Annotated in this window: 26 protein-coding genes; 17 read left to right on the plus strand and 9 right to left on the minus strand. The window is 72.6% G+C overall.

The features are described 5' to 3' along the window. Position 1: 1 nt before the first annotated feature. Positions 2–862 (plus strand): ABC transporter permease, encoded by an 861-nt coding sequence (locus BX266_RS21175; RefSeq protein ID WP_099902092.1) that lies wholly within the window; start codon positions 2–4, stop codon positions 860–862. 79 nt (positions 863–941) lie between these two features. Here the strand turns inward: BX266_RS21175 and greA are convergent, their stop codons facing one another. Both greA and BX266_RS21185 read right to left on the minus strand, forming a co-directional pair. Then, positions 942–1439 (minus strand): transcription elongation factor GreA, encoded by a 498-nt coding sequence (gene greA / locus BX266_RS21180; protein WP_035865457.1) that lies wholly within the window; start codon positions 1437–1439, stop codon positions 942–944. A gap of 228 nt (positions 1440–1667) precedes the next feature. After that, positions 1668–2096, minus strand: a complete 429-nt coding sequence (locus BX266_RS21185; protein ID WP_099902094.1) for a DUF4307 domain-containing protein — start codon at positions 2094–2096, stop codon at positions 1668–1670. A 160-nt stretch (positions 2097–2256) separates the two neighbouring features. Between BX266_RS21185 and mca the strand changes: the two genes are divergently transcribed. The 4 genes from mca to BX266_RS21205 all read left to right on the plus strand — a co-directional run bounded on the left by mca (position 2257) and on the right by BX266_RS21205 (position 6420). Continuing rightward, on the plus strand, positions 2257–3126 hold the full coding sequence (gene mca, locus BX266_RS21190; RefSeq protein ID WP_099902096.1) for a mycothiol conjugate amidase Mca: 870 nt from the start codon (positions 2257–2259) through the stop codon (positions 3124–3126). A gap of 56 nt (positions 3127–3182) precedes the next feature. Beyond that, positions 3183–3374 (plus strand): hypothetical protein, encoded by a 192-nt coding sequence (locus BX266_RS21195; RefSeq protein WP_099902098.1) that lies wholly within the window; start codon positions 3183–3185, stop codon positions 3372–3374. Positions 3375–3478: 104 nt separating this feature from the next. Continuing rightward, positions 3479–5509, plus strand: a complete 2031-nt coding sequence (locus BX266_RS21200; protein ID WP_099902100.1) for a thioredoxin domain-containing protein — start codon at positions 3479–3481, stop codon at positions 5507–5509. Between the two features lie 56 nt (positions 5510–5565). Continuing rightward, on the plus strand, positions 5566–6420 hold the full coding sequence (locus tag BX266_RS21205) for a GNAT family N-acetyltransferase (RefSeq protein ID WP_099902102.1): 855 nt from the start codon (positions 5566–5568) through the stop codon (positions 6418–6420). Between the two features lie 186 nt (positions 6421–6606). Here BX266_RS21205 and BX266_RS21210 read toward each other — a convergent pair whose 3' ends face one another. Continuing rightward, the gene (locus BX266_RS21210; RefSeq protein ID WP_099902104.1) at positions 6607–7140 is read right to left on the minus strand and encodes a MarR family winged helix-turn-helix transcriptional regulator; all 534 of its coding nucleotides are present in this window, start codon (positions 7138–7140) and stop codon (positions 6607–6609) included. A 76-nt stretch (positions 7141–7216) separates the two neighbouring features. Between BX266_RS21210 and BX266_RS21215 the strand changes: the two genes are divergently transcribed. After that, complete coding sequence (locus tag BX266_RS21215; RefSeq protein ID WP_099902106.1) at positions 7217–7912, plus strand: DUF4386 domain-containing protein; 696 nt, start codon at positions 7217–7219, stop codon at positions 7910–7912. Between the two features lie 140 nt (positions 7913–8052). Continuing rightward, entirely contained in the window at positions 8053–8817 is a 765-nt protein-coding gene (locus tag BX266_RS21220) for an SDR family NAD(P)-dependent oxidoreductase (RefSeq protein WP_099902108.1), read from the plus strand. An 18-nt stretch (positions 8818–8835) separates the two neighbouring features. Here BX266_RS21220 and BX266_RS21225 read toward each other — a convergent pair whose 3' ends face one another. Continuing rightward, positions 8836–9768, minus strand: coding sequence for a hypothetical protein (locus BX266_RS21225; protein WP_099902110.1), 933 nt, complete (start codon positions 9766–9768; stop codon positions 8836–8838). Positions 9769–10007: 239 nt separating this feature from the next. Between BX266_RS21225 and BX266_RS21230 the strand changes: the two genes are divergently transcribed. Together BX266_RS21230 and BX266_RS21235 are read left to right on the plus strand one after the other, a co-directional pair. After that, the gene (locus BX266_RS21230; RefSeq protein WP_099902112.1) at positions 10008–10649 is read left to right on the plus strand and encodes a papain-like cysteine protease family protein; all 642 of its coding nucleotides are present in this window, start codon (positions 10008–10010) and stop codon (positions 10647–10649) included. Positions 10650–10660: 11 nt separating this feature from the next. Beyond that, entirely contained in the window at positions 10661–11518 is an 858-nt protein-coding gene (locus BX266_RS21235; RefSeq protein ID WP_099902114.1) for a hypothetical protein, read from the plus strand. A gap of 47 nt (positions 11519–11565) precedes the next feature. Here the strand turns inward: BX266_RS21235 and BX266_RS21240 are convergent, their stop codons facing one another. Next, the gene (locus BX266_RS21240) at positions 11566–12513 is read right to left on the minus strand and encodes a GlxA family transcriptional regulator (RefSeq protein WP_099902115.1); all 948 of its coding nucleotides are present in this window, start codon (positions 12511–12513) and stop codon (positions 11566–11568) included. Positions 12514–12597: 84 nt separating this feature from the next. Here BX266_RS21240 and BX266_RS21245 point away from each other — a divergent pair, with 84 nt between their 5' ends. Further along, positions 12598–13542 (plus strand): NADP-dependent oxidoreductase, encoded by a 945-nt coding sequence (locus tag BX266_RS21245; RefSeq protein ID WP_099902117.1) that lies wholly within the window; start codon positions 12598–12600, stop codon positions 13540–13542. A gap of 344 nt (positions 13543–13886) precedes the next feature. After that, a complete protein-coding gene (locus BX266_RS21250) occupies positions 13887–14156 on the plus strand; it encodes a hypothetical protein (RefSeq protein WP_099902119.1) in 270 nt (89 codons plus the stop codon). Positions 14157–14177: 21 nt separating this feature from the next. On the opposite strand, the gene BX266_RS21255 is transcribed toward BX266_RS21250, so the two are convergent. Further along, positions 14178–14846: a hemolysin III family protein gene (locus tag BX266_RS21255; protein WP_399170126.1), complete on the minus strand. Its 669-nt coding sequence runs from the start codon at positions 14844–14846 to the stop codon at positions 14178–14180. A 264-nt stretch (positions 14847–15110) separates the two neighbouring features. Between BX266_RS21255 and BX266_RS21260 the strand changes: the two genes are divergently transcribed. Further along, the gene (locus tag BX266_RS21260) at positions 15111–16940 is read left to right on the plus strand and encodes a phosphoenolpyruvate carboxykinase (GTP) (protein ID WP_099902121.1); all 1830 of its coding nucleotides are present in this window, start codon (positions 15111–15113) and stop codon (positions 16938–16940) included. A 54-nt stretch (positions 16941–16994) separates the two neighbouring features. Here BX266_RS21260 and BX266_RS21265 read toward each other — a convergent pair whose 3' ends face one another. Further along, positions 16995–18209: a pyridoxal phosphate-dependent aminotransferase gene (locus tag BX266_RS21265; protein WP_099902123.1), complete on the minus strand. Its 1215-nt coding sequence runs from the start codon at positions 18207–18209 to the stop codon at positions 16995–16997. A gap of 119 nt (positions 18210–18328) precedes the next feature. On the opposite strand from BX266_RS21265, the gene BX266_RS21270 reads away from it, so the two are divergent. Beyond that, positions 18329–18994, plus strand: a complete 666-nt coding sequence (locus BX266_RS21270; protein WP_099902125.1) for an A24 family peptidase — start codon at positions 18329–18331, stop codon at positions 18992–18994. Positions 18995–19117: 123 nt separating this feature from the next. On the opposite strand, the gene BX266_RS21275 is transcribed toward BX266_RS21270, so the two are convergent. Further along, a complete protein-coding gene (locus BX266_RS21275; protein ID WP_099902127.1) occupies positions 19118–20719 on the minus strand; it encodes a chitinase in 1602 nt (533 codons plus the stop codon). Between the two features lie 344 nt (positions 20720–21063). Here BX266_RS21275 and BX266_RS21280 point away from each other — a divergent pair, with 344 nt between their 5' ends. The 4 genes from BX266_RS21280 to BX266_RS21295 all read left to right on the plus strand — a co-directional run bounded on the left by BX266_RS21280 (position 21064) and on the right by BX266_RS21295 (position 26333). Next, the gene (locus tag BX266_RS21280; RefSeq protein ID WP_099902130.1) at positions 21064–21858 is read left to right on the plus strand and encodes an isoprenyl transferase; all 795 of its coding nucleotides are present in this window, start codon (positions 21064–21066) and stop codon (positions 21856–21858) included. Positions 21859–22057: 199 nt separating this feature from the next. Continuing rightward, positions 22058–23389: a PhoH family protein gene (locus tag BX266_RS21285; protein ID WP_099902132.1), complete on the plus strand. Its 1332-nt coding sequence runs from the start codon at positions 22058–22060 to the stop codon at positions 23387–23389. Between the two features lie 406 nt (positions 23390–23795). Continuing rightward, positions 23796–24470 carry a transglycosylase SLT domain-containing protein gene (locus tag BX266_RS21290; protein ID WP_099902134.1) on the plus strand — a complete coding sequence of 225 codons (675 nt, stop codon included), beginning with the start codon at positions 23796–23798 and terminating at the stop codon, positions 24468–24470. Between the two features lie 393 nt (positions 24471–24863). Next, on the plus strand, positions 24864–26333 hold the full coding sequence (locus BX266_RS21295; RefSeq protein WP_099902136.1) for an AI-2E family transporter: 1470 nt from the start codon (positions 24864–24866) through the stop codon (positions 26331–26333). Between the two features lie 84 nt (positions 26334–26417). On the opposite strand, the gene BX266_RS21300 is transcribed toward BX266_RS21295, so the two are convergent. Then, positions 26418–26951: an alkyl hydroperoxide reductase gene (locus BX266_RS21300; protein WP_099902138.1), complete on the minus strand. Its 534-nt coding sequence runs from the start codon at positions 26949–26951 to the stop codon at positions 26418–26420. Between the last annotated feature and the right edge of the window lie 3 nt (positions 26952–26954).

Consider the following 26954-nt stretch of genomic DNA (forward strand, 5'->3'; position numbering starts at 1 on the left):
GATGACCCTCGCAAGCACCGAAGGCGCCATCGGCGCCGCCCCCGTCACCCCGCGCCGCGGCGTCGCCGCCACCGCCCACGACTCCTGGGTGGTGGCCAAGCGCAACCTGCGCCGGATGACCCGGATCCCCGAGATCGTGGTCTTCGGCCTGATGCAGCCGGTCATGTTCGTGCTGCTGTTCTCGTACGTGATGGGCGGCGCGATCGCCATCCCCGGAGCCGCACCCAGCCACCAGACGTACATCGAGTACCTGATGGCCGGCATCTTCGCGCAGACCGTCACCTTCGCGGTCGCCGGCGCCTCGGCCGGCATCGCGGAGGACATGACCAAGGGCCTGGTCGACCGGTTCCGCTCGCTGCCGATGGCCCGCGCCGCCGTGCTCACCGGCCGCACCCTGGCCGACCTGGTGCAGACCGCGTTCACCGTGGTCGTGCTCGCCCTGGTCGCGCTGCTGGTCGGCTGGCGGATCCACGACGGCTTCCTGAACGCGCTCGCCGCGTTCGGCCTGCTGCTGCTGCTCGGCTACGCCTTCTCCTGGATCGGCGCGCTGATCGGCCTGTCGGTGCGCAGCCCCGAGGCGGCGACCTCGGCCGGTCTGATCTGGCTGTTCCCGCTGACGTTCATCTCCAACGCCTTCGTCCCGGTCAGCTCGATGCCGGGCTGGCTGCAGCCGATCGCCTACTGGAACCCGTTCTCCGCCACCGTGCAGGCCTGCCGCAGCCTGTTCGGCAACCAGATCGGCCCGGTGCCGAGCGCCTGGCCGATGCAGCACGCCGCGCTGGTCTCGGTGGTCTGGTCGCTGATCATCATGGCGCTGTTCTCCTGGCTGTCGGTGCGCAAGTACCGCCGCGCGGCCGGCTGACGGCCCGTCACCGGACGCGCAACGGCCGCTCCCCCCACCCGGGGGAGCGGCCGTTGCGTCGTGCCGGGGTGATGCTGCGTCAGCCGGAGAACGGCTTGGCGTCAACGATCTTGACGCCGGCCTTCTTGCCGTTCGGCAGCTCGTACTGGGCGTCCTCGCCGACCGACTTGCCGATGATGGCCTTGCCCAGCGGCGACTGCGGGGAGTAGACGTCGATGTCGCCGTCGGTCACCTCGCGGGAGGCCAGCAGGAACTCCATGGTGTCGTCCAGGTCGCCGTCGAAGGCCACCTTCACCAGCATGCCGGGGGCCACCACGCCGGAGTCGGCCGGAGCCTCGCCGACCTTCGCCCGCTCCAGCAGCTGCGACAGCTGGCGGATCCGCGCCTCGGTCTTGCCCTGCTCGTCCTTGGCCGCGTGGTACCCGGCGTTCTCCTTGAGGTCGCCCTCCTCGCGCGCGGCCTCGATCTTCTGGGCGATCTCGATGCGCCAGGGCCCGGTCAGGTGGTCAAGCTCGGCCTTGAGCTTGTTGTAGTGGTCCTGAGTGAGCCAGGTCACGTCATCGTTGGTCTGGGTCACAGGGGTGCTCCTCGTCGGTGCTGGCGCTGTCGCGAGGGTGGTTCGCGAGCAGTGGTCGATTTTCTGGGCAGATGCAAAGCAACGCCCGCTTCCGTACCGATGGGCGCGGAAGGGGCGAAACCACGAGCCTAACAAGTTCCCGGCGCAGGCGGGAGTGCTGCGGGCAGCTCGCCCGCCCCACAGCTCCGACCATGCCTCCGAAAGGGTGAGCGGGTCAAAGACCGCCCGTCACTCCTCCTTGTCGGGGGTGCAGCCGAGCAGCTCCGCGGTGGTGCCGCGGGCGATGGTCCGCAGCGTGACCACCTTGTCGTAGCTGCTGCCCGCGGCCGGGACCTGGAAGTCCGACTGGCCGACCACCGCGCCGTCCTCGCCCTGCGAGCGGACCGTGCACACCCCGGCGGTGCCCTCGCTCTTGCGCACCGAGAGCTGCAGCTGCACCTCGGTGTCCGACACCGTCTGGAAGGTGGGCACCGCGCCGTTCATGGTGGTCTCGCGCAGCAGGTACGAGCCGCCCAGCCAGGTGATCAGCCCCAGGAACAGCACTCCGCAGACCACCGCGGCGACCCGCAGCCTGCGGTCGGCCGCCCGGTCGTCGGTGCGGCTGTAGCGGCCGGCCGGCACGGTCGGCGGGGCTGTGGGGGTAGGGCTCTGGTCCATGGTGCGGCTCGGTCCTTTCGCCGAGGGGCATTCGTCCTTCGGTGGGAATGGACGCGCCCTTCAGTCCGTCACTATAGGAGGGGCACGTCCGCGCCAGAGGCGGCGGGGGAGCCGGCCCGACGAAGCGGACATACCACCTGTACCTGAAGGGGACCAGGCGTTGAGCGAGCAGTTGCGTTTGATGGCGGTGCACGCGCACCCGGACGACGAGTCCAGCAAGGGCGCCGCCACCATGGCCATGTACGTGGCCCAGGGGGTGGAGGTCCTGGTCGCCACGTGCACCGGTGGCGAGCGGGGGTCGATCCTCAACCCGAAGCTCCAGGGCGACCCGTGGGTGGAGGAGAACATCCACGAGGTGCGCCGCAAGGAGATGGACGCCGCCCGGGAGATCCTGGGCGTCCAGCAGGCGTGGCTCGGCTACGTCGACTCCGGGCTGCCCGAGGGCGACCCGCTGCCCCCGCTGCCCGAGGGCTGCTTCGCCCTCGAGGAGGTCGAGGTCGCGGCGGGCGCGCTGGTCAAGCTGATCCGCGAGTTCCGTCCGCACGTGATCACCACGTACGACGAGAACGGCGGCTACCCGCACCCCGACCACATCATGACCCACAAGATCACCATGGCCGCCTTCGAGGCCGCCGGGGACCCGGCGGCCTACCCCGAGGCGGGCGAGCCCTGGCAGCCGCAGAAGCTGTACTACAACCACGGCTTCCCGATGGGCCGGATCCGCGCCCTGCACGCCTACCTCACCGACAACGGGCACGACTCCCCGTACGGCGAGTGGATCGAGGGCTGGGAGAAGTCCGGCCGCGCCGAGCGGGAGATCACCACCCGGGTCGAGTGCGCCGACTACTTCGAGATCCGCGACAAGGCCCTGATCGCGCACGCCACCCAGATCGACCCCGACGGTCCCTGGTTCCGCGTCCCGATCGACGTCCAGCGCGAGGTCTGGCCCACCGAGGACTACGAACTCGCCAAGTCCCTGGTCGACACCGACCTCCCCGAGGCCGACCTGTTCGCCGGCCTGCGCAAGTAACCACCCCGCACCACCCCGGTGACCCGGCCCGTGTAGGGCCGGGTCACCATGGAGGAATGAGCACCCCCGTGAACGTCACCCGGCTCGCCGCCGACCTCGCCCTCGACGAGACCAAGGTCACCCCCGGCCTGCTCGGCTTCGTCGTCTTCGCCGCGCTCGGCATCGCCACCTGGTTCCTGCTGAAGTCCATGAACGCCCGCTTCAAGAAGATCGACTTCGTCGAGCAGCAGGACCAGCAGGACGACTGACCTCCCGGCTCCAGCCCGTCCGGGCCCGCCGGCCGCCGATCCGCCCGACCGGTCCGTGCCCGGGTTCCTGCTGGGGCGGGGCGCGGCGTGAGAAGGTGGCGGGCGTGAATCGTCTCGCTGGTGCGACCTCGCCGTATTTGCTGCAGCACGCCGACAACCCGGTGGATTGGTGGCCGTGGGGGGAGGAGGCGTTCGCGGAGGCGGCTCGGCGGGGGGTGCCGGTGCTGCTGAGCGTGGGGTACGCGGCCTGTCACTGGTGCCACGTGATGGCGCACGAGTCGTTCGAGGACGCTGGCACGGCCGAGTACCTGAACGAGCACTTCGTGGCGGTGAAGGTCGACCGCGAGGAACGGCCGGACGTCGACGCCGTGTACATGGAGGCGGTGCAGGCGGCGACCGGGCAGGGCGGGTGGCCGATGACGGTGTTCCTGACGCCCGAGAAGGAGCCGTTCTACTTCGGGACGTACTTCCCGCCGCAGCCGCGGCACGGGATGCCCTCGTTCCGGCAGGTGCTGGAGGGCGTAGAGAAGGCCTGGACCGGGCGGCGGGCCGAGGTCGGGGAGGTCGCCGGGCGGATCACCCGCGACCTGGCCGAGCGGGCGTCGGTGTACGCGGTCGGCAGCGGGGTGGCGGAGCTCCCCGGGGAGGCCGAACTGCACCGGGCGGTCGTGGAGTTGAGCCGGGGATTCGACGAGCGGCGGGGCGGGTTCGGCGGGGCGCCGAAGTTCCCGCCGTCGATGGTGCTGGAGTTCCTGCTGCGCCACCACGCCAGGACCGGGTCCGAGGCCGCGCTGCAGATGGTGGAGCGGACCTGCGAGGCGATGGCCCGCGGCGGGATCTACGACCAGCTGGGCGGCGGGTTCGCCCGCTACGCGGTGGACGCCACCTGGACGGTGCCCCACTTCGAGAAAATGCTGTACGACAACGCGCTGCTGCTGCGGGTGTACCTGCACCTGTGGCGCGCCACCGGCGAGCCGCGGGCGCGCCGGATCGCCCTGGAGACCGCCGACTTCCTGCTGCGCGACCTGCGCACCCCCGAGGGCGGGTTCGCCTCCGCGCTGGACGCCGACTCGCTGGACCCGGCGAGCGGGAAGACCGTCGAGGGCGCCTACTACGCCTGGACGCCCGAACAGCTGACGCAGGTGCTGGGCGAGGCGGACGCGGCGCTCGCCGTGGAGCTGTTCGACGTCACGGGGACGTTCGAGCACGGCAGTTCGGTGCTGCAACTGCCGCAGGACCCCGAGGACCTGACGGCCTATCGGGCGATCCGGGAGCGGCTGGCGCAGGCCAGGGCCGAGCGTCCCGCGCCCGCCCGGGACGACAAGGTGGTGGCCGCCTGGAACGGCCTGGCGATCGCCGCGCTCGCCGAGGCCGGCGCCCTGCTGGAGCGCCCCGACCTGATCGAGGCCGCCGAACGGGCCGCGGACCTGCTGGTCGCCGTCCACTTCACCCCCGAAGGACGGCTCCTGCGCACCTCCCGGGACGGCCTGGCGGGCAGCAACGCCGGAGTGCTGGAGGACTACGCCGACGTCGCCGAGGGCTTCCTCGCGCTGTACGCGGTCGGCGGGGAGGCCTCCTGGCTGCAACTCGCCGGGGAACTCCTCGACCTGGTGCTGCTGCACTTCACCGACCCGGCCTCGGGCGCGCTGTACGACACCGCCGACGACGCCGAGCAGCTGATCCGCCGCCCCCAGGACCCCACCGACAACGCCGCCCCCTCCGGCTGGACCGCCGCCGCCGCGGCGCTCCTCGGCTACGCCGGGTACACCGGTTCCGCGCGCCACCGCACCGCCGCCGAACGGGCGTTGGGCATCGTCTCCACCCTCGGCGCCCGCGCCCCCCGGTTCACCGGCTGGGGCCTGGCCGCCGCCGAGGCGCTGCTCGACGGGCCCCGCGAGGTCGCCGTGGTCGGCCCGGCCGGTGACCCCGACCGGACGGCCCTGCACCTCGCCGCGCTGCGCTCCACCGCCCCCGGCGCGGTGGTCGCCGTCGGCGAACCCGGCGACACCGAGGTGCCGCTGCTCGCGGACCGCCCGCTGCTGGACGGCAAGGCCGCCGCGTACGTCTGCCGGCACTTCGTCTGCGAGCGCCCCACCTCCGAGGTCGCCGAACTCGAGGGGCGGCTGCGCGACTGACCGAACACCCGGTCAAAAACGGTGGCCGGCGCGCGGACCGCGGGGGAGGATGCGGCATGGGCTGGACACTGACCACATCACCGGACGAATTCCGCACCGCAGCGGGCGAGTTCCTCGCGGCCGACCCCGTCGGGAACACCGTGCTGCTCACCGTCCTGGAGCGCCTCGCGCGGGACGGGCTGCACGTCAACGGCGACGAGCCGCCCCAGTTCGGCTGGTGGCGCGCGCCCGGCGGGGCCGTCGCGGGCGCCACCCTGCGCACCCCGCCGTACGGGCAGTGGCTCGGCCCGATGCCGGTCGCCGCCGCCGAGGAGCTCGCCCGGGAGCTGGCCGCCGTCGACGGCGACCGCCCCGCCGAGGCGGGCGGCGGACGGGACGAGGTGCTCGCCTACGCCGCCGAATGGAGCCGGATCACCGGCCTCGACTGGACCGTGCAGGCCAACGAACGGCTCTACCGGCTCGGCGAGTTGACGCCCCCTCCGGCCCCGCCGGCCGGGCGCGCCCGGCTTGCCGCCGACGCCGATCGGGAGCTCGTCGCGCAGTGGCTCGGCGAGTTCTGCGTCGAGGCCGGGGTGCGCCTGCCCGCCGACCCGCAGGCCGACGCCGACCAGCGGATCGCCGCCGGGACGCTGCTGCTCTGGGAGACCGAGGGCGCCCGCCCCGCCTGCCTCGCCGGGGCGAGTCGCACCGTCGCCGGGATGTCCCGGATCGGCCCCGTCTACACCCCGCCCGCCCACCGCGGCCACGGCTACGCGAGCGCGCTGACCGCCGCGGCCTCCGCCCACGCACGGGCCGGCGGCGCGGACGAGGTGCTGCTGTACACCGACCTCGCCAACCCCACCAGCAACGCGATCTACCAGCGCATCGGCTACCGCCCGGTCGGCGACGCCGCGCACGTCGCGTTCCGCTAGAGCCTGGCCTCGAACCGCCGGCTGCCTCCCGCAGCGCCCCCGGCGGTCAGGTGCCGCAGGCGCACCCTGACCGCCGCACCGGACGCCGTGGGCCCGGGACGGGGAATCACGACGGGCCCGGGCGCGGGAGCTGCGAAGGGCCCCGGGGCACAGCCCCCGGGGCCCTTCGCAGCTCCCGCGGGAGGGTCAGCGCGGGTGCAGGGTGCGGTAGCCGGGATGGACGCCCGGGGTCAGACCCTGCTGGGCGGCGATCCGGGCGAGGAGAGCCGTGAGCCGGGCGTGCTCCTCGGGGGTGAGGGCCTGGGTGACGTCCTGTTCGTGGGCGAGGGCGGTCTCGCGCAGCCGGCCGAGCAGGGCCAGGCCGTCCTCGGTGAGGTGCAGGGCGTAGAGGCGGCGGTCCTCCGGGTTGCGGCGGCGCTCGATCAGGCCGCGCTGCTCCAGCCCGTCCGCGAAGGGGACGAAGCGGCTCGGCGGCATGCCCAGGGCGTCGGAGAGTTCGCGCTGGCTGCGCCCCGGCGTCTGCACCAGGAGGCGGAGCAGGCCGGCCTGGGCGGGGGTGAGGTCGAGCGCGGCGATCCGTTCGGCGAAGCGCTCGGCGGCGTGGGCGCCGAGCTGGGCCAGCAGGAAGGCCGAGCCGCCGCCCGGCCGGGGCGGTCCGCCCGCCGGGGCTGCCGGGTCCTCGCCGTCCGCGTGGCCGGGCGCCTCTGGATTGATGCTCATGCGGACATCGTAGCCGTTTGACAATCGTTCCACCGTGTAATCATTATCTTGGGTATATCGATGACCGGGAGGAACCATGAGTGCCACCGCTCCGCCCAGGGCCGCAGCCGCCGGCGGCCGCCGTCCGCAGACCGGCCCGCCGCTGCTCGCACCCGCCGTCTCCGCCGCCGCGCTGACGGTCGCGTACACCGTGGTCAACCGCGCCACCCCGCATCCGGACGCGACCGGGGCGGAGGTGCTGCGGTACGCGCAGGAACACGGCGCCGCCGCCCGGCTCGGCGCGCTGCTGCTGCTCGCCTCCGCGGTGCCGCTGGCGCTCTGCGCCGCGGTGCTCTACCGCCGGCTGCGGGCGCTCGGCATCACCGCGCCCGGCTCGGCGATCACCCTGGCGGGCGGCCTGCTGGCCGCGTCCGCACTGGGTCTGAGCGCGGCGGGCGGCTGGGCGGGCGGACGACTCACCCCCGACGCGCCGCCCGCGCTGGCCCGGGCACTGGCCGATGTGTCGTTCCTGGCGGGCGGCCCGGCGTTCGCCGCCGGGTTCGGGCTGCTCGCCGCCGGCGTCTCGGTGTCGGCCCTGCTCGCCGGCCTGCTGCCGCGCGCGCTGTGCTGGGCGGGCCTGGTGGTGGCCGCGGCCGGGATGCTCGCGCTGCTCGCCCTGGTGGCCGACGGCTTCATGTACCTCCTGCCGGTGGTCCGGTTCGGCGGAGTGGTCTGGCTGCTCTTCGTGGCCGCGCTCCTCCCGATCACCCGCCGCCGCTCGACCGAGCCCTGACCGTCCCGACCCGGCCCGCGACCCGACCGGGCGCAGAACAACCCACCCGCCCGGCGCGAGAGGCGACCGCGCGGCGCGACCGGGAGCCGCCCGGCCGGCTGGGTGTCGAACAATCCGACAAGTAGCAGGAGTTGATCGTCATGACGGGGAACTACTCGGACCTCAAGGGCCGGACGGCCGTGGTCACCGGTGGGTCGCGCGGGATCGGGGCGCAGACTGCGCGGGCGTTGGCCGCGCAGGGCGTCTCGGTGTGCGTGGTGGGTCGGGACGAGCAGGCGTTGGCGGGCGTGGTCGCGGAGATCACCGCGGCGGGCGGGGCGGCGATGGCCGCGGTCGCCGATGTGACGGACGCCGGGGCGCTGGACGGGGTGCGCGGGGCGGTGGCGGAGCGGTTCGGGCCGGTGGACGTGCTGGCGGCGTTCGCCGGCGGGCAGGGCTTCCCGGTGCCGACGGCCGAACTGACCGAGCAGCGCTGGCGCGAGGTGCTGGAGTCCGACCTGACCTCGGTGTTCCTCACCGTGCAGGCGTTCCTGCCGGCCATGCTGGAGCGCGGCTCCGGTTCGATCCTCACCATGTCCTCGGCGGCGGGCCGGCAGCCCAGCGGCGCCAACCTGGCGTACGGGGTGGCCAACGCGGGCGTGGTGATGCTCACCCGGCACCTGGCCACCGAGCTGGGGCCGCGCGGCATCCGGGTCAACTGCCTGGCCCCGTCGGCGATCCTGACCGAGCGGGTGGGCTCCCGGATGCCCGAGGAGGTGCAGGCGAAGGTCGCCGCGACGCACCCGCTGGGTCGCCTCGGCGTCCCGCAGGACGTGGCCTCCGCCGCGCTGTTCCTGGCCTCCGACGCCGCCGGCTGGCTGACCGGGCTGACGGTGGACGTGGCCGGCGGGCGAATCACCAACTAGCGCCGCGGCGGCGCGGGTTCACTCCCAGTCCCAGCGCAGGCCGAGCAGGCAGGGCGGCAGGTCCCCGGCCACCAGGTGCGCGCAGTGGTGCCCGTCCAGGGTCAGTTCCTCGATCTCCAAGGGGGATTGGCCGGGGGTGCGCTGGGTGAAGCGGTCGCAGCGGACGGGCAGCGCGGCCGGGTCGAAGGAGACCTGCAGGACGTACTGGCCGGCGCCCGCGTTGAAGCCGCGGACGTACTCGCGGCTGGGCCCGGGGGAGGGCGAGTCGTCGAAGCCGTAGCCGAGCAGGTGGGTGTCGCCGGTGCGCAGCCGGCGGTCGAGCAGGAGTTCGGCGACCAGCAGGTTGGAGTCGGCGTCGCGGCGGATCCGGCCGGGTCGGCAGTTCTCCTCCGCCCGCAGCCGGACGCGTTCGATGTCGCTGCCCGGGTCGCCCTGGTAGATCGCCAAGTACCGGTCGATGCCGTCGCGGTGGGCACGCAGCACGTGCTGGGAGTCGCGGCGCAGCAGACGGCGGTCCGCGCCGACCCGGATCCGTTCGATGTGGGTGACGGTGTGCAGGCCGGTGTCGGGCGGCCCGGAGAGGACGGCGAGCAGGCCGTCGACGGCCTCGGCGGGGCTGATCAGGTCGCGGTAGGGGCGGACGGCGGGGCCGACCGGCTCGGGGGTGCTGCGGCGGGGGCCGAGCAGGCGGGTCAGCGAGTGCTCGGGCAGTTCCAGCACCTCCTCCAACACCGCGACGGCGCGCAGGGATTCGGCCCGTTCGGGGCGGCGCAGGCCCTGCTGCCAGTAGCTGAGGCTGGTCACGCCGACCTGCACGCCGCGCTGGGCCAGGCGCTGGCGCAGGCGGTGCAGGGCCAGTCCGCGGGCGGCGATCGCGGCGCGCAGGGCGAGGTGGAACGGGCCGGTGCGCAGGGCGAGCGCCAGGTCGGGCGGTGCGGACGGCTGCGGCATGGCCACCTCCTCAACTGACCGTGAATATTCACACCTTCCGGCCCGCTTGTCATCCGCCCGGGCGAGTTCCGCGCTGCCCGGGGCGACCCCGTTCACATCCCCACGGAGTCCGTTCACACCCCGACTCCCGTAGCCGGAACGGGCGTTGACCCCCGCGTGTCAACGGCCGGATGCTCGTCCAGCGCGTCCGGACGCCGCCCCCACATCCACTCCTCGCCCCTGCCAGGAGGCCAACCCCCATGCCACTCACCCCGATGCGGCTGCGTCGGACGGTCGCCGCTCTCGCCCTGGGCGTGCTCGCCCCGGCGCTGAGCGCGGCCGCGACCACCCCCGCCCAGGCCGCGACCCCCACCGCGGCCGCCCCCGTCGCCACCGCCGTCCAGGCCCCCGCCCTGGCCGGCACCTCGCGGATCCTCAACCTCACCATGCAGGCCCAGCAGCAGACCAACTGGTGCTGGGCGGCCAGCGGCAACACCATCGCCACCTTCTACGGCTACGGCTACAGCCAGAACCAGTTCTGCAACCTGGCGTTCGGACGCTCCGTCAACTCCACCTGCCCGAACAGCCAGGCCACCCTCGGCGACGTGCAGAACGCGCTGTACCGGATCGGCATCAGCACCGGCTCGTACGTCAACGGCTACCTGCGCTACTCCACCGTGCAGACCGAGATCGACGCCGGCCGGCCGGTCGAGACCCGGATCCAGTGGAGCTCGGGCGGCGGCCACATGAACGTGCTCTACGGCTACGACGTCGGCAACAACTGGCTGTACTGGGGCGACCCCTGGCCGTCCGACTACCGCTACAACTGGGGCGACTACACCTACTACGTGAGCAACGGCTCGTTCTCCTGGACCCACTCCCTGTACCGGATCGGCGCGTGAGGAGCACCGTGATGACCAGCCGCAGCACGACCGGCCACCGCCGCCGCATCGCCCGCGCCGCCGCCGCGCTCACCGCGGCCGCCGCGCTCGGCCTCGCCGCCGCCCCGCTCGCGCAGGCCGCCGCCCCGCTCGCGCAGGCCGCCGACAGGCCCGCCGCGCTCGGCGGCGCCGACCTCGCCGCCGCCCGCGGCGCGACCCGGAACCCCGCCGTGCTGGACCGGTTGGGGCACTTCTTCGCCCGCAAGGGCGTGCCGCCCACCCAGGCGCTGGGGATCAGCGCCGCCGACGAGGCGAAGGCCGCCACCACGGCCGCGCCCCGGTTCACCGGCGACACCGTGCCCGTCTACACCCTCGACGCCGGGTTCGTGGCCGGCCGCCCCGGGGCGCAGGTCGCCGCGGTCGAGTTCACCGCGACCAAGGCGGTGGCCGCGGACGGGCAGACCGCCTCGGTCTGGACCGCCGAGCAGAACGGCAGCTGGCGGGTGGTCAACATCGCCTCCGGCGGCGACGAGACCGACTACGCGGCCGAGGCCGCCGCCGACGGCGGCACCGCCTTCCGCGAACCGCAGATCAACGCCTGGTACGAGCTGAAGGACGGCCGGGTCCTGCCGCTCGACGACGCCGCCCGGCGCTCCGTCGGCACCGGCGTCACCCTGGCCGGCTACCAGCGACTCGTCCACCAGCGGTACGGCGACAAGCTGCCCGGCTCCGCGTACGACACCTCCGGCAAGGCCGGCGGCTTCGCCGCGGACGCCCCCGGGCCCGAGCGCGGCGCGCCGCTGCTCACGGCCGGCGCCGCCCTGGGCCTGACCGCCCTGGCGGGCGCCTCGATCGGCCTGCGGCGGCGCAGGGCCCGGATCACGTACTGACCGCACCCACCTCTCGGGCCCCCGGCGGACGGACCTCGCCGGGGGCCCTACGCGGTGCCCGCGAAGGTGCGGCGGTAGGCGAGCGGGGAGACGCCGATGGCGGTGTGGAGGTGCTGGCGCAGCGACACGGGGTTGGCGAAGCCGACCCGGGTGGCGATCTGATCGACCGTCAGATCGGTGGCTTCGAGCAGGTGGCGGGCCCGTGCGATGCGCTGCTGGGTGAGCCAGCGGCCGGGGCTCTGGCCGGTCTCCTCCTGGAAGCGCCGGGCGAAGGTGCGGGTGCTCATCACGGCGTGGGCGGCGAGCTCGGCGAGGGTGAGCGGGCGGTGCAGGTGGGTGAGGGCCCAGTCGCGGGTGGCGGCGGTGCCGGCCGAGCCCGCCGCGGGGACGGGGTGCTCGATGTACTGGGCCTGGCCGCCGTCGCGCCAGGGCGGGACCACGCAGAGCCGGGCGGCGTGGTTGGCGACGGCCGCGCCGTGGTCGCTGCGCAGCACGTGCAGGCAGAGGTCGACGCCGGAGGCGGCGCCCGCGGAGGTGAGCAGGTCGCCGTCATCGACGAACAGCACGTCCGCGTCCAGCCTGACCTGCGGGAAGAGTGCGCGGAAGCGCGGGGCGAGCGCCCAGTGGGTGGTGGCGGGGCGGCCGTCGAGCAGTCCGGCGGCGGCCAGCACGAAGGCGCCGGTGCAGATGGAGAGGATCCGGGTGCCGGGCCGGATCAGGGCGAGCGCGGCGGCGACCGCGGGCGGGAGTTCGGGGCCGACCAGGTCGAAGGCGAACGGGGGGATGACCACGGTGTCCGCCTCGGCGAGGATCTCCGGGCCGTGCTCGACGCCGATGGTGAAGTCCGCGTCGGAGCGGACCGGCCGCCCGTCCACGGTGCAGGTGGCCAGCTCGTAGAGCCCGTCGGTACTGCCGAACACCCTCCGCGGGATGCCGAGTTCGAAGGGGTACACGCCGTCGAGGGCGAGCACGGCGATCCGGTGCGGTGCGGACATGGCCGGACCTCTCTGGCGTGATTCCATCGGACGGTGTCCATCATGCCACTCCCGGCGGGGCTGCGGGCCGGTCAGGCTGGGGGCATGACGACGAACACGATGCGAGCGATCAGCCAGGACGACCTCGGCGGCCCCGAGGTGCTGAAGGTGGTGGAACTCCCGCGCCCCGAGCCGGGGACGAGCGAGATCCTGATCCGGGTGAAGGCCGCGGGCCTGAACCCCACCGACTGGAAGCACCGGGCCAGCGGGCTGTTCCTGGGCAAGCCGCCGTTCGTGCTCGGCTGGGACGTGGCGGGCACCGTCGAGGCGGTCGGCTTCGGCGTCACGCTGTTCCGGCCGGGCGACCAGGTGTTCGGCATGCTGCCCTACCCGCACGGCGTCGGCGCGCACGCCGAGTACGTGACCGGCCCGGCCCGGGCGTTCGTCCACCGGCCCGCCGCCGTGGACGTCGTCCAGGCGGGCGCACTGCCGCTGGCCGCGCTGACCGCCTGGCAGGCCCTGGTGGACACCGCGCAGGTGCAGGCCGGGGACCGGGTGCTGGTGCACGCCGCGGCCGGCGGCGTCGGGCACCTGGCGGTGCAGATCGCCAAGGCCCGCGGCGCGTACGTGATCGGGACGGCCAGCGCCGCCAAGCACGAGTTCCTGCGCGGGATCGGCGCGGACGAGACGGTCGACTACCGGGAGACCGACTTCGCCGAGGCGGTGCGCGACGTCGACGTGGTGCTGGACACCGTCGGCGGCGACTACCAGCTGCGCTCGCTGCCCACGCTGCGCCGGGGCGGGCTGCTGGTGTCGATCCTGCCGGTCCCCGCCGAGGGCCTGGCCGAGGAGGCGGAGCGGCTCGGGGTGCGCACCGCGATGATGCTGGTGGAGGCCGACCACGCCGGGATGGCGGCGGTCGCCGACCTCGCCGAACGCGGCCTGCTGCGGGCCGAGATCGCCGGGACGTTCCCGCTGGAGCAGGCCGCGAGGGCGCACGAGCTGGGTGACACCGGGCGGACCACCGGCAAGCTGGTGCTGGTGGACTGACCCCGGCGCGGACCGGACCTCAGTGCTGCCCGAGTTCTCGCCGGTGACGACCAGGTCCTCCTTGGTGGGGAGGCAGCGGAAGAAGGCGGAAGGGGGAGACCTCCGCGGCGGACGCGATCCGCTCCACCGTGGCGCCCGCCGCAGCCGGGGCCGGCTCCCGAACGGAGGTCACTGTCAGAAGATCGTCGGTGCCAACCGGAGGCGTGGGCGCTGGATCCCCACCTCTGGAGTTGACGCGATGTTGATCCCCCGTTCGCCCTCGCCGCGTACTGAACATGTCACTGTAGGTGGGGAGTTCTCTGACGACCTGTCAGACGACCTGTCGGCCGGCGGGAGGTTTGCCGATGGAGTACGGTGCGGCGCGGTTCTGGAGCGGCGTGGTCGGTGTGCTGGCCGCGCTGGCCGTCATAGCGGGGTACCTGATCGGCGGCGCCCGCCTGGTCTGGGTGGTCTCCGCGGTCGAGGTGCTGGCGGTGATGGCCTGGGTCGCCCACCGCTTCCGCGGCCGGGTGCACCAGCGCGCGGCAGGCGAAGGGCCCGACGCGGCGCACTGCGAGCGCTGCCGTCGGGCCCGTCAGCGGCTGGAGGCGAAGGCCCAGCCGGTTCGGTACTGAGGCGGTCGTCGGGGCGGGAGGTCAGGCGGCGACGGTGTACGCCACGATCGAGACGCCCACGTACTGGACGATGAACGCGCCGAGGGTGAAGGCGTGGAACACCTCGTGGAAGCCGAACCAGCGCGGTGACGGGTTCGGCCGCTTCAGGCCGTAGATCACGCCGCCGACGGTGTAGAGCGCCCCGCCGACGATGATCAGCGTCAGCACCGCCGGGCCGCCCTTGTGCAGGAAGTCCGGCAGGAAGAACACCGCCGCCCAGCCGAGCGCCACGTAGCACGGGGTGTAGAGCCAGCGCGGGGCGCCGACCCAGAACACCCGGAACGCTATGCCGGCCAGCGCGCCGCCCCAGACCAGCCAGAGCAGCACCTGCTGCCGCGCGCCGTCCAGCAGCAGCATGGTGAACGGGGTGTACGTCCCGGCGATGATCAGGAAGATGTTGGCGTGGTCCAGCCGGCGCAGCACCGCCTCGCCGCGCGGACCCCAGGTGAAGCGGTGGTAGACCGCGCTCACCCCGAACAGCATCCAGGCGCTGACCGAGTAGACGACGCAGGCGATGCGCGCCGCCGTCGACTCGGCCAGGCAGATCAACACGATTCCGGCGGCGAGGGCGGCCGGGAACATCCCGGCATGCAGCCAGCCGCGCCACTTGGGCTTGATGAGCTCGAGGGCTTCCGCGGTCATGGGCAGCATCTTACGGAACCGTAGGTTACTGACACGTAGGAAAGTGGCGACTTTCACTTTTGGACTCGATGGACAAATCGGGGTGCGTGATCAAGGTCTCTCCGGGGCAGTCGAGGGACATGCCGAGCCCTCCGAATCGGACAGCCAGTAGTAAAAATCTCGTCAATGACGCCAATACGACTAAGAGTTGCCGGATGTCCAGGGCTACGGTGTAACCACCCTCAACCCCCGCGAAGCCGTCTCCTGGCCGAGATGGTGTGAAACGGAGCGATCGTGTCGCCTCAGATCTCTGCGCTCGCCGAGTCCGCGCCCACCCGTCACCAGCGCCTGGTGGACTGGGTCAACGAGATTGCGGACCTGACCCAGCCGGACCGCGTGGTGTGGTGCGACGGCTCGGAGGAGGAGTACCACCGCCTCGCCGAGCAGCTGGTGGCCCAGGGCACCTTCACCAAGCTCGACGAGAACAAGCGACCCAACTCCTACTACGCGGCCTCCGACCCGTCCGACGTCGCCCGCGTCGAGGACCGCACCTTCATCTGCTCCGAGCAGGAGAAGGACGCCGGCCCCACCAACCACTGGAAGGCCCCCGCCGAGATGCGGGAGGTGTTCGCCGGTGAGAACGGCCTGTTCCGCGGCGCGATGAAGGGCCGCACCATGTACGTGGTGCCGTTCTCGATGGGCCCGGTCGGCTCCCCGCTCGCCGCGTACGGCGTCGAGATCACCGACTCCGCGTACGTCGCCGTCTCGATGCGGGTGATGACCCGGATGGGACAGGCGGTGCTCGACCAGCTCGGCGAGGACGGCGAGTTCGTCAAGGCCGTGCACACCGTCGGCGCCCCGCTCGCCGTGGGCGAGGCGGACGTCGCCTGGCCGTGCAACACCACCAAGTACATCTCGCACTTCCCGGAGACCCGGGAGATCTGGTCCTTCGGCTCCGGCTACGGCGGCAACGCCCTGCTCGGCAAGAAGTGCTACGCGCTGCGGATCGCCTCCACCATGGCCCGCGACGAGGGCTGGCTGGCCGAGCACATGCTGATCCTCAAGCTCACCCCGCCGTCCGGCGAGGTGAAGTACGTGGCCGCCGCGTTCCCGTCCGCCTGCGGCAAGACCAACCTGGCGATGCTCCAGCCGACCATCCCGGGCTGGAAGGTCGAGACGATCGGCGACGACATCGCCTGGATGCGGTTCGGCGCCGACGGCCGGCTCTACGCGATCAACCCCGAGGCCGGCTTCTTCGGCGTCGCCCCCGGCACCGGCGAGGACACCAACGCCAACGCCATCAAGACCCTCTGGGGCAACACCGTCTTCACCAACGTCGCGCTCACCGACGACGGCGACGTGTGGTGGGAGGGCCTCACCGAGGAGCCGCCCGCGCACCTCACCGACTGGCGCGGCGACGACTGGACGCCCGCGTCCGGCACCCCCGCCGCCCACCCCAACGCGCGGTTCGCGGTCCCCGCCGCGCAGTGCCCGACCATCGCCGACGAGTGGGAGGACCAGGCCGGCGTCCCGATCTCGGCGATCCTGTTCGGCGGCCGCCGGGCCACCGCCGTCCCGCTGGTCACCGAGTCCTTCGACTGGCAGCACGGCGTCTTCCTCGGCGCCAACATCGCCTCCGAGAAGACCGCCGCCGCCGAGGGCACCGTCGGCGAGCTGCGCCGCGACCCGTTCGCGATGCTGCCGTTCTGCGGCTACAACATGGGCGACTACTTCGCGCACTGGCTGAAGGTCGGCGCCGAGGCGGACGCCGCCAAGCTGCCGAAGATCTACTACGTCAACTGGTTCCGGAAGAACGCCGACGGCCAGTTCGTGTGGCCCGGCTACGGCGAGAACAGCCGCGTGCTGAAGTGGATCGTCGAGCGTCTGGAGGGCACCGCGGCGGGCGTCGAGACCCCGATCGGCGTGCTCCCCGAGGTCGACGGCTTCGACCTGGACGGGCTGGAGATCTCCGACGCCGACCGCGAGCTGCTGTTCACGGTCGACAAGGAGATCTGGAAGCAGGAGGCCGCGCTGGTGCCCGAGCACCTGGAGCTGTTCGGCGAGCACACCCCGAGCGAGCTGTGGGACGAGTACCGCGCCCTGGTCAAGCGCCTCGGCGACTGACCGAACGACGAACCCCCGCGCCCCGACCGGGACGCGGGGGTTTCGCGTGCCCGGCTACGGCTGGGCGTAACCGGCCAGGAAGTCGCCGATCCGGGTGACCGCGTCGGTGATCTCCTCGGGGCGGGGCAGCGTGACCAGCCGGAAGTGGTCCGGGTCGGGCCAGTTGAAGCCGGTGCCCTGGACGATCAGGATCCGCTGCGAGCGCAGCAGGTCGAGCACCATCTGGGCGTCGTCCTTGATCTTGTAGACCTGCGGGTCGAGCCGCGGGAAGGCGTACAGCGCGCCCTTGGGCTTGACGCAGGAGACGCCCGGGATCTCGTTCAGCAGCTTGTAGGCGGCGTCGCGGGAGGCGAGCAGCCGGCCGCCGGGCAGGATCAGGTCGCGGATGGACTGCCGTCCGCCGAGCGCCGCGGCCACCGCGTGCTGGGCCGGCATGTTGGCGCACAGCCGCATCGAGGCGAGCACGTTGAGGCCCTCGATGTAGGAGCGGGCCCGGTGCCGGTCGCCGGACAGCACCATCCAGCCGGAGCGGAAGCCCGCCACCCGGTAGGACTTGGACATGCCGTTGAAGGTGACGCAGAACAGGTCCGGGGCGAGCGTGGCGAGCGGGGTGTGCTCGACGCCGTCGTACAGGATCTTGTCGTAGATCTCGTCCGCGTAGACCACCAGCCTGTGCCGGCGGGCGAGTTCGACGATGCCCTCCAGCAGCTCCTTCGGATAGACGGCGCCGGTGGGGTTGTTGGGGTTGATCACGACGATCGCCCGGGTGCGGTCGGTGACCTTGGCGGCGATGTCGGCGAGGTCCGGGTACCACTCGGCCTGCTCGTCGCAGCGGTAGTGGACGGCGGTGCCGCCGGCCAGCGAGACCGAGGCCGTCCACAGCGGGTAGTCGGGGGCGGGGACCAGGACCTCGTCGCCGTCGTCGAGCAGCGCGGTCATGGCGAGCTGGATCAGCTCGGAGACGCCGTTGCCGAGATACACGTCCTCGACCGAGAGGCCGTGCAGGCCGCGCTCCTCGTAGTGCATCACCACGGCCCGCCGGGCCGCCAGCAGGCCCTTCGAATCGCCGTAGCCGTGCGCGGAGTTGAGGTTGCGGAGGATGTCCTGGAGGATCTCGGGCGGCGCCTCGAAGCCGAACGCGGCGGGGTTGCCCGTGTTCAGCTTCAGGATGCGGTGGCCCTGGTCCTCCAGCCGCATCGCCTCGTCGAGCACCGGGCCGCGGATGTCGTAGCAGACATTGGCGAGCTTGCTGGACTGGATGACCTGCATACCCGCCTACTTTACGGCCGCGTTACGCCGATCACCGCGTGGTGTTCGCCACCTGGACACGGACGGGCGAACACCCCGGCGGCGGTAGGGTCGCGGCGGGCCGTCAGGGGAGGTGCCGGATGTTCGGGGCAGTGGTCGGAGCCGTGCTGGGCCTGCTCGCGGGGGTGCCGCTCAGATCGGCGGTGGCACGCTACGCGGTGCCGTACGAGCAGCCGTGGCGCACCTGCCTGGTCACGCCGACGGCCCGGTGCGTGCGGCACGGCGAACGGCTCGGCCCGCCGCCGCTCACCGTCGAGGCCGTCGCGGCGTCCGTCGGCGCGGCGCTCGCCGCCGACGCGCCCGCCCGCTGGCTGCCGCTGCTGGTGTGGCTCGCCCTGTTCGGCACCGTCCTGGGCTTCGTGGACGCCGCGGTGCTGCGGCTGCCGGACGCCCTGACCCTGCCGCTCTTCCTCGGCACCGCCGTGCTGGCCCCGCTCACCGTCCCGCACCCCGACGCCTGGCTGCGCGCCGCGCTCGCCGCGGCCGGCCTCGGCCTGCTGTTCCGGCTGATGGCGGAACTCGCCCCGATGGGCCTGGGCGACGCCAAGCTCGCTCCGAGCCTGGGCGCCGTGCTCGGCCTGGCGGGCTGGCGGACGGTCTACGCCGGTGTCCTCTATATGTGGGTGGTCGCCGCGCTCTGGGCGGTGGCCCTGCTGGTGCTGCGCCGGGCCGGCCGCCGCACCCAGCTGGCCTTCGGCCCGGCGATGCTGCTGGGCACGCTGCTCGCCGTCCTCGCCTCGTTCTGACGGCCCGTCGGGGGCGGGCGCGGCGCGCCCGGACATGGGCGGGGCCCGCCGTACCCCAGCGGTACGGCGGGCCCCTGTGAGTGCACCGACCCCACCCTCAAGGAGTGGTGCACAGGCGACGGGTCACTGCATGGCGTGGACGAAGGCTCCGACGTTGTTGGAGAAGTCGTTGCCGTTGTTGGCGTCCCAGTTGGTCGACCAGGTCATCGCGCCGCGGATGGTCGGCCACTTGGCCGGCGGGACGAAGCTGCCGCAGTGGTTGCCGGTGGCCAGGCAGTCCAGCGCGTTGTTCACCACGGTGGAGTTGACGTAGCCGCCGCCCGCCGCCTTGGTGGAGGCGGGGACACCGATGCCGACCTGGTCGGGACGCAGGCCGCCCTGGATGTGGGTGCAGACCTGCGCGGTGATGAAGTCGATGGTGCCCTGGGTGTAGACCTTGCCGTCGCAGCCGTTCATGCCGCCCGAGTTGTAGAACTGGGTGTTGACGACGGTCAGGATGTCCTTGGTGTTCAGCGCCAGCTGGAAGTAGGCGCCGGCCGTGGAGTACATGCCGATGGTCTCGGGGGCCATGGTGAGGATGAAGCCCGAGCCGACCTTGGACTGCAGCGAGTGCAGCGCCTGCGACATGTAGGTCGGGTCGACGCCGTTCTCCAGGTCGACGTCGATGCCGTCGAAGCCGTAACTCTGGATCAGGCTGTACGCCGAGTTGGCGAAGTTGGTCGCCGCGGTGGCGTTGCCGACCGAGATGGCGCCGTTCTGGCCGCCGATGGAGAGCACGACCTTCTTGCCGGCCGCGTGCTTGGCGGCGATGTCGGCCTTGAACTGGGCGTCGGTGTAGCCGCCGAGCTTGCTGGCCAGCGCCGGGTCCAGGGTGAAGGAGATCGCGCCCTGGGTGGTGGTCGCGTCGGCGAAGGACACCGCGATGATGTCGTACGCGGACTGCACGGCGCCGAGCTTCTGCACGGTCGAGTTGTTGTCGAAGTTCTGCCAGTAGCCGGTCAGCACGTGCTTCGGCAGGCCGGTGTTCGGCGGGGTGGTGGTGGCCGACCCTGACGGGCTGGGCGAGCTGGAGGCCGACGGGGAGGCGCTCTGCGAGGGCGAGGCCGACGCGGACGGGGAGGCGCTCTTGGTCGGCGAGGCCGAGGCGGAGGGCGACGCCGAGGTGGCGGAGGCCGACGGGGTCGGGGAGGCGGTGCCGCCCGGGCCGATCAGCTGGATGTCGTCCGCGTTGTAGGTGGCCTGGCCGTACCAGCCGTGCACGTACAGGGTGACGCTGGTGGTGCTCGCGCCGGTGGTGAAGCTGGTGTTCAGCTGGTTCCACGCGCTCTGCGCCGACCAGGTCGACGGGTCGGTGCCGCCGGTGCCGCGGGCGCCCAGGTAGACGTACGGGCCCTGGACCCAGCCGTTCAGCGAGTAGGCGGTGTTGGGGAGCACCGAGACGGTCTGGGTGCACTCCGCGGTGTCGCCGGCGCCCGGGGTCGCGGCGAGCGCGCCGGAGCCGGAGTGGACCGGGGAGGAGACCGTGCTGGTGTTGCCGGTACAGGTCCAGCCGGACAGGCCGGAGTCGAAGCCGCCGTTGGTGACCAGGTTGCCGACCGCGGCGTTGGCGCCGCCGGCGGTGAGGGCCAGACCGGTGCCGGCCAGGGCCAGCGCGGTCGCGGTGGCGAGCACCGCCGGGAACTTGTTGCGGCGCCGGTGGGACGGCTGCTGCAGGGAACGGGCCATGACAGGCTCCAGTGCAGGAGATGGGGGAGGGGTGAGGGGAACGCAGTGACAGGCAAGACGCGCTGGGGGAGGAGAGCCGCCGCGGTGGGGGTCGCGGCGGCTCCGCTGTGGGGGTGGGTCCGCTGTGGTGCTGACCACACGCTGGACTAGACCATTGGCAAGCGTCAAGACCCGGAATCCGGTTTAGGGACGGTTTAAGGATTCGGAGACCGTTCCGTATCCGTCCTCGTGTGCGCACTGTGACAAGACCGGTACCTGCGGTTTTGCCGTCCGCATTGGTCGGCGGAGTAGGCTGCCGCAGGGATTTCGCACCCGGAGCAATCAGTACGGAGGGGCCGTTCACGATGGGTCTGCGCGATGTGGTGGAGCGCACGCCGGGGCTGCGCTCCCTGCTGGACAAGGCCTACCGGCTGTACGGCCGTCGGGTCGAGGTGCACCTGGCCAACACCCCGCACCACATCGGGGTGATCCTGGACGGCAACCGCCGCTGGGCGAAGGCCACCGGCGGCACCACCGCGTACGGACACCAGCGCGGCGCGGACAAGATCAGCGAGTTCCTCGGCTGGTGCGCGGAGACCGACGTCCGGGTGGTCACCCTGTGGATGCTCTCCACCGACAACCTGGCCCGGCCCGCCGAGGAGCTCGTCCCGCTGCTGGGCATCATCGAGGACGCCGTGCGCGGCCTGGTCGACGCCGGCCGCTGGAAGGTGCACCCGGTCGGCGCGCTCGACCTGCTGCCCGCGCCCACCGCCGCGGTGCTCAAGCAGGCCGCCGAGGCCACCGAGCACATCGACGGACTGACCGTCAACGTCGCCATCGGCTACGGCGGCCGCCAGGAGATCGCCGACGCCGTCCGCTCGCTGCTCCAGGAGCACGCCGGACGCGGCACCTCGATCGAGGAACTGGCCGAGATCCTCGACGTCGAGCACATCGCCGAACACCTGTACACCAAGGGCCAGCCCGATCCGGACCTGGTGATCCGCACCTCCGGCGAGCAGCGGCTGTCCGGCTTCCTGCTCTGGCAGTCCGCGCACAGCGAGTTCTACTTCTGCGAGGCCTACTGGCCCGCCTTCCGCAAGGTCGACTTCCTCCGCGCGCTGCGCGACTACCAGCTGCGCAACCGCCGGATGGGGCGCTGACCGGCTGAGCCGGGGTCAGGGCCTCCTACCCGTGGGACGGGTGGGAAAACGTTCACCTGTTGTGATCCCGCCGTTCGCTCCGGCGCGAATGCGAGCCCCCTCGCCTGGGAATACACCCTTCAGACCGTCCCCCCGGCCAGCGGGGCCGCGGGGACCGGTGGGCCGCGGGTGACGTCGGGTCACCCGCTCTGGAGGGCTAGTGGTCAGTTCCAAGAGCCGCCGGACACCTGACCGGCGCACGTACGTCCTCGACACCAGCGTGCTCCTGGCCGACCCCCTTGCCATGACCCGGTTCGAGGAGCACGAAGTGGTCCTCCCGGTGGTCGTGGTGACCGAGTTGGAGGCCAAGCGACACCACCCGGAGCTCGGTTACTTCGCCCGCCAGGCGCTGCGCCTGCTGGACGACTACCGGGTCCGCTACGGACGGCTGGACGAGCCGATCCCGGTCGGTGAACTCGGCGGCACCATCCGGGTCGAGCTGAACCACTCCGACACCTCGATCCTGCCGGCCGGCTACCGGGTCGGCGGCGGCGAGGCGGACACCCGGATCCTCGCGGTCGCCCGCAACCTGCAAGCCGAGGGCTACGACGTCACCGTGGTCTCCAAGGACCTGCCGCTGCGGATCAAGGCGAGCTCCGTCGGCCTGCTGGCCGAGGAGTACCGGGCCGAGCTGGCGATCACCTCCGGCTGGACGGGCATGACCGAACTGCACGTCCCCGCCGACCAGGTCGACGAGCTCTTCGCCGGCCAGGACCACGCCCTCGACCTCGACGGAGCCGACCAACTCCCGGTCCACACCGGCCTGGTGCTGCACTCCGAGCGCGGCCGCGCGCTCGGCCGGGTCGCCCCCGACGGCCGGGTGAAGCTGGTCCGCGGCGACCGCGAGGCGTTCGGCCTGCGCGGCCGCAGCGCCGAACAGCGGGTCGCCCTCGACCTGTTGCTCGACCCCGAGATCGGCATCATCTCGATGGGCGGCCGGGCCGGCACCGGCAAGTCCGCGCTCGCCCTGTGCGCCGGCCTGGAAGCCGTCCTGGAGCGCCGCCAGCACCGCAAGGTGATGGTCTTCCGCCCGCTGTACGCCGTCGGCGGCCAGGAGCTCGGCTACCTGCCCGGCAGCGAGGCCGAGAAGATGGGCCCCTGGGCGCAGGCGGTCTTCGACACCCTCTCCGCCGTCACCACCCCGGACGTGATCGAGGAGGTCATCTCCCGCGGCATGCTGGAGGTCCTGCCACTCACCCACATCCGCGGGCGCTCGCTGCACGACGCCTTCGTGATCGTGGACGAGGCGCAGTCGCTGGAGCGCAACGTGCTGCTCACGGTGCTCTCCCGGATCGGCCAGAACTCCCGCGTGGTGCTCACCCACGACGTCGCCCAGCGGGACAACCTGCGGGTCGGCCGGTACGACGGCGTGGTCGCGGTGGTGGAGAAGCTGAAGGGGCATCCGCTGTTCGCCCACATCACGCTCACGCGGTCGGAGCGCTCGCCGATCGCGGCCCTGGTGACCGAGATGCTGGAGGACATCCAGCCCTAGGCATAACGGGACACACCGGGGCAAAGGGGCCTGACGCATAGCGTCAGGCCCCTTTGCTGTCAGTCGAACTGACGCCCCTTCGGCCGTTCGTCCACCAAACGCGCAGGTCGAAAAGTTTGTGAGATCCGCCACGGCACAGGGAATTGCGTAGACACGCCCGCGTGCGGCATGGTGAGGGTTCTGTCAGGCCCCGCGTACGGCACAACTCGCCCGGCGACTCCGGTCGGCGGGCGGAAAACTGAACAACGCAAGGCCGTACGCCGCTCGATCCAACCGCCGCTCCGGGCCCGCCCGGGGGGACGGCCGAGTCCGTGCCTCCCGTGACCAGTGCTCGACGGAGGCCAGTGACCAGGGGCAGATATTCGCCCGTACGGTCACGCGCCGGGCGACGCTGGAAGGACACCATGTGACTCGGATCTCGGTCCGGGGAGTCGCTGTCGCCTCCGCCACCGCGGTGACCGCCGTCGGTGCAGTGGTAGGTGCGGCCTCTGGCAGTGAGGGCAAGACCGTCCAGACGGTCGACGTCGCGAGCGCCACCCTGCTCGCCGACGCGCCCACCGGCCTCCAGGCCCAGAACGTCAGCGACGGCATCAGCCGCCAGGCCGACGCCCAGCAGGTCTCCGCCGACGCCGCTGCCAAGAAGGCGGCCGAGGAGGCTGCCCGGCAGAAGGCCGCGGCCGACGCGCAGGCCAAGGCCGACGCGGACAAGGCGGCCAAGGCCGCCGAGGAGAAGCGGGCGAAGGAAGAGGCCAACCGCGCCGCCGCCCGCAGCGTGCTCGCCACGATCAGCCCCGGTTCGGTCCAGGACATGGCGCTGCAGATCGTCGGCGACGCCAACCAGTTCCAGTGCTTCAGCGAGATCGTCAAGCGCGAGAGCGGCTGGGACTACACCGCCACCAACGCCTCCTCCGGTGCCTACGGCCTGGTCCAGGCGCTGCCGGGCTCCAAGATGGCCACGGCCGGCGCGGACTGGCGCACCAACCCCGCCACCCAGATCAAGTGGGGCCTGAACTACATGAACAGCCGCTACGGCAGCCCCTGCGGCGCCTGGTCGTTCTGGCAGTCCCACCACTGGTACTGAGCCGGCAAGCGTGCCGAAGGGCCCCCTCCTCGTTCGTCGAGGAGGGGGCCCTTCGTGCTGCCGCGAGACAGCGGCCACGGCACGGGCCGCCCCGCCCGGGCGGCGCTGACCAGTGCGCCGCGGGCGGCGACGGTCCGGTTGCGGACGCGACGGGACGGAGCGGGTCCTGGTTTCTCCTGCCCCGGCCGGTCCGCCTACGGAAGGTCCGGTTCTGACTGGCCCCTTCCCCCTCCGGGCGCGGCGAAACACCCGGCTTGATGATGATTTGGCCGTATTCTCCTGGTAGTCGCCCGTGATACCCGCGCGACCGCGCCCCGCACCGGCAGGTAGCGTTCCTCAGCGACGGCCGCGCGACCCGCGGCCCGCAGGGACCGACGCGGGGGAGACCGGGCAGTGACGGAAGAGACGAGCGGCGGCCGCTGGCGCGGCCTCGCCAAAGTGGGAGCCGTCGCGGCCGGCCTGTTCGCGGCCGCCGAGCGCCGCCGCCGCGCGGCCATCTCGGCGGAGGCCCACGTCCTCGCCACCGAACAGGCCGTCGAACTCGCCGCCGAGCGCGCCGCCCGGCGCACCGCCGAGCAGACGGCCCGTCAACTCGCCGAGTACAGCGGCGGACCGGCGCAGGCCCCGGCCCCCGCCACCGCCGTCGCAGCATCCGAAGGAGCGGCCGTGCGGACCGCGGACACCGAGACCGTCCCCGCCCCCCGGGCGCCCGAGGCCGAGCCCGAGCACGCCGAGCACCCGCCGGGCGCCGCCCCGCTCGGCCGGCCCACCAACCCGGTCGACGCGGTGCCCTGGGTGCTGCGGGTCGCCGCCGAGTCCACCTGGCGGCTGCTGCTGCTCGGCGTCGCCCTCTACGTCCTGTTCCGGGTCATCGACACCCTCCGGCTGGTCGCCTTCGCCGCCGTCGCCGCGCTGCTGATCTCCGCCCTGCTGGAGCCCACCGTCTCCTGGCTGCGCCGGCACGGCGTCCCCCGCTCGCTGGCCGCCGCCGGTACCTTCCTCTCCGGCCTGGCCGGCATCGTGCTGGTCGGCTGGTTCGTGTTCTGGCAGGTGTCGACCAACCTCGACCGGGTCACCGGCAAGGTCCAGGACGGTGTCCGGCAGCTGCGCGACTGGCTGGTCACCGGGCCCTTCCACCTGACACAGGAACAGATCAACGACTTCACCAACCAGATCACCACCGCCATCGGCAAGAACTCGAACGAGATCACCTCGCTCGGCTTCACCGGCGTCACCATCGCCGTCGAGGTGCTCACCGGCGTGGTGCTCACCGCGTTCACCACGTTCTTCCTGCTGTACGACGGCGCCCGGATCTGGTCCTGGGTGCTGCGCGGCCTGCCCCGGCACTCCCGCTACGCGATGGCCGGCGCCGGCCCCAAGGCCTGGGCCACCCTCACCGCCTACGTTCGCGGCACCGTCGCCGTCGCCTTCATCGACGCGCTGTGCATCGGCATCGGCATCGAGCTGCTCGGCGTCCCGATGGCGATGCCGCTCGCGGTGATCATCTTCCTCGGCGCGTTCGTGCCGCTGGTCGGCGCCCTCGTCACCGGCACCATCGCCGTCCTGATCGCCCTGGTCACCGTCAGCCCGTTCAAGGCCCTGATGGTGCTGGTGGTCCTGATCGCCGTCCAGCAGCTCGAGGGCCACATCCTGCAGCCCCTCATCCTCGGCCGGGCCGTCCGCGTCCACCCGCTGGCCGTCGTCCTCGGCGTCGCCGCCGGCTCCATCATCGGCGGCATCGCCGGCGCGATCGTCGCCGTCCCGCTGATCGCGGTCACCAACACCGTCACCGGCCACCTGCGCCGCCGCAACGCGGCCGGCCAGGAGGTCTTCCAGGCCATCGAAGCCGCCCGCAAGCAGTGAGCCCGGGCGACCCGCCCCGCGCACGAAGAAAGGTCCGTCCCGGGAGGGAGTCACCTCCCGGGACGGACCTTTCCGCGCGTCGGGCTACTGCGGCAGCACCGCTTCGGCGTCGAGCACCGCGGCGACCGCCTGCACCGTGGCAGCGATCTTGACGGCGGCCTGGATCACCTCGCGGTCGACGCCCGCCTTGCGCAGGACGCCCTCGTGCGAGTCCAGGCACTGGCCGCAGCCGTTGATCGCCGAGACGGCGAAGCACCACAGCTCGAAGTCGACCTTGTCGACGCCCGGGTTGCCGATGATGTTCATCCGCAGACCGGCCCGCATGGTCCCGTACTCCTTGTCGGAGAGCAGGTGCAGCGTCCGGTAGTAGACGTTGTTCATCGCCATGATCGCGGCCGCGCCCTTGGCGGCCTGGTAGGCCTCGGGCTTCAGGTTGGCCTTGGCCTCGGGCTCCAGCTCGCGCAGCACGACCGGGGAGCGGGTGGCCATCGCGCAGGCGAGGACGGCGCCCCAGAGCTGCTGCTCGGGGAGGTCGGAGTTGCCGATCACCGAGCCGAGGTTGAGCTTGAGGTCCTTGGCGTAGTCCGGCAGCGCGGCCTTGAGTTCGTCGAGGGCCATCGG

Source organism: Streptomyces sp. TLI_171 (assembly GCF_003610255.1).
GTDB lineage: Bacteria > Actinomycetota > Actinomycetes > Streptomycetales > Streptomycetaceae > Kitasatospora.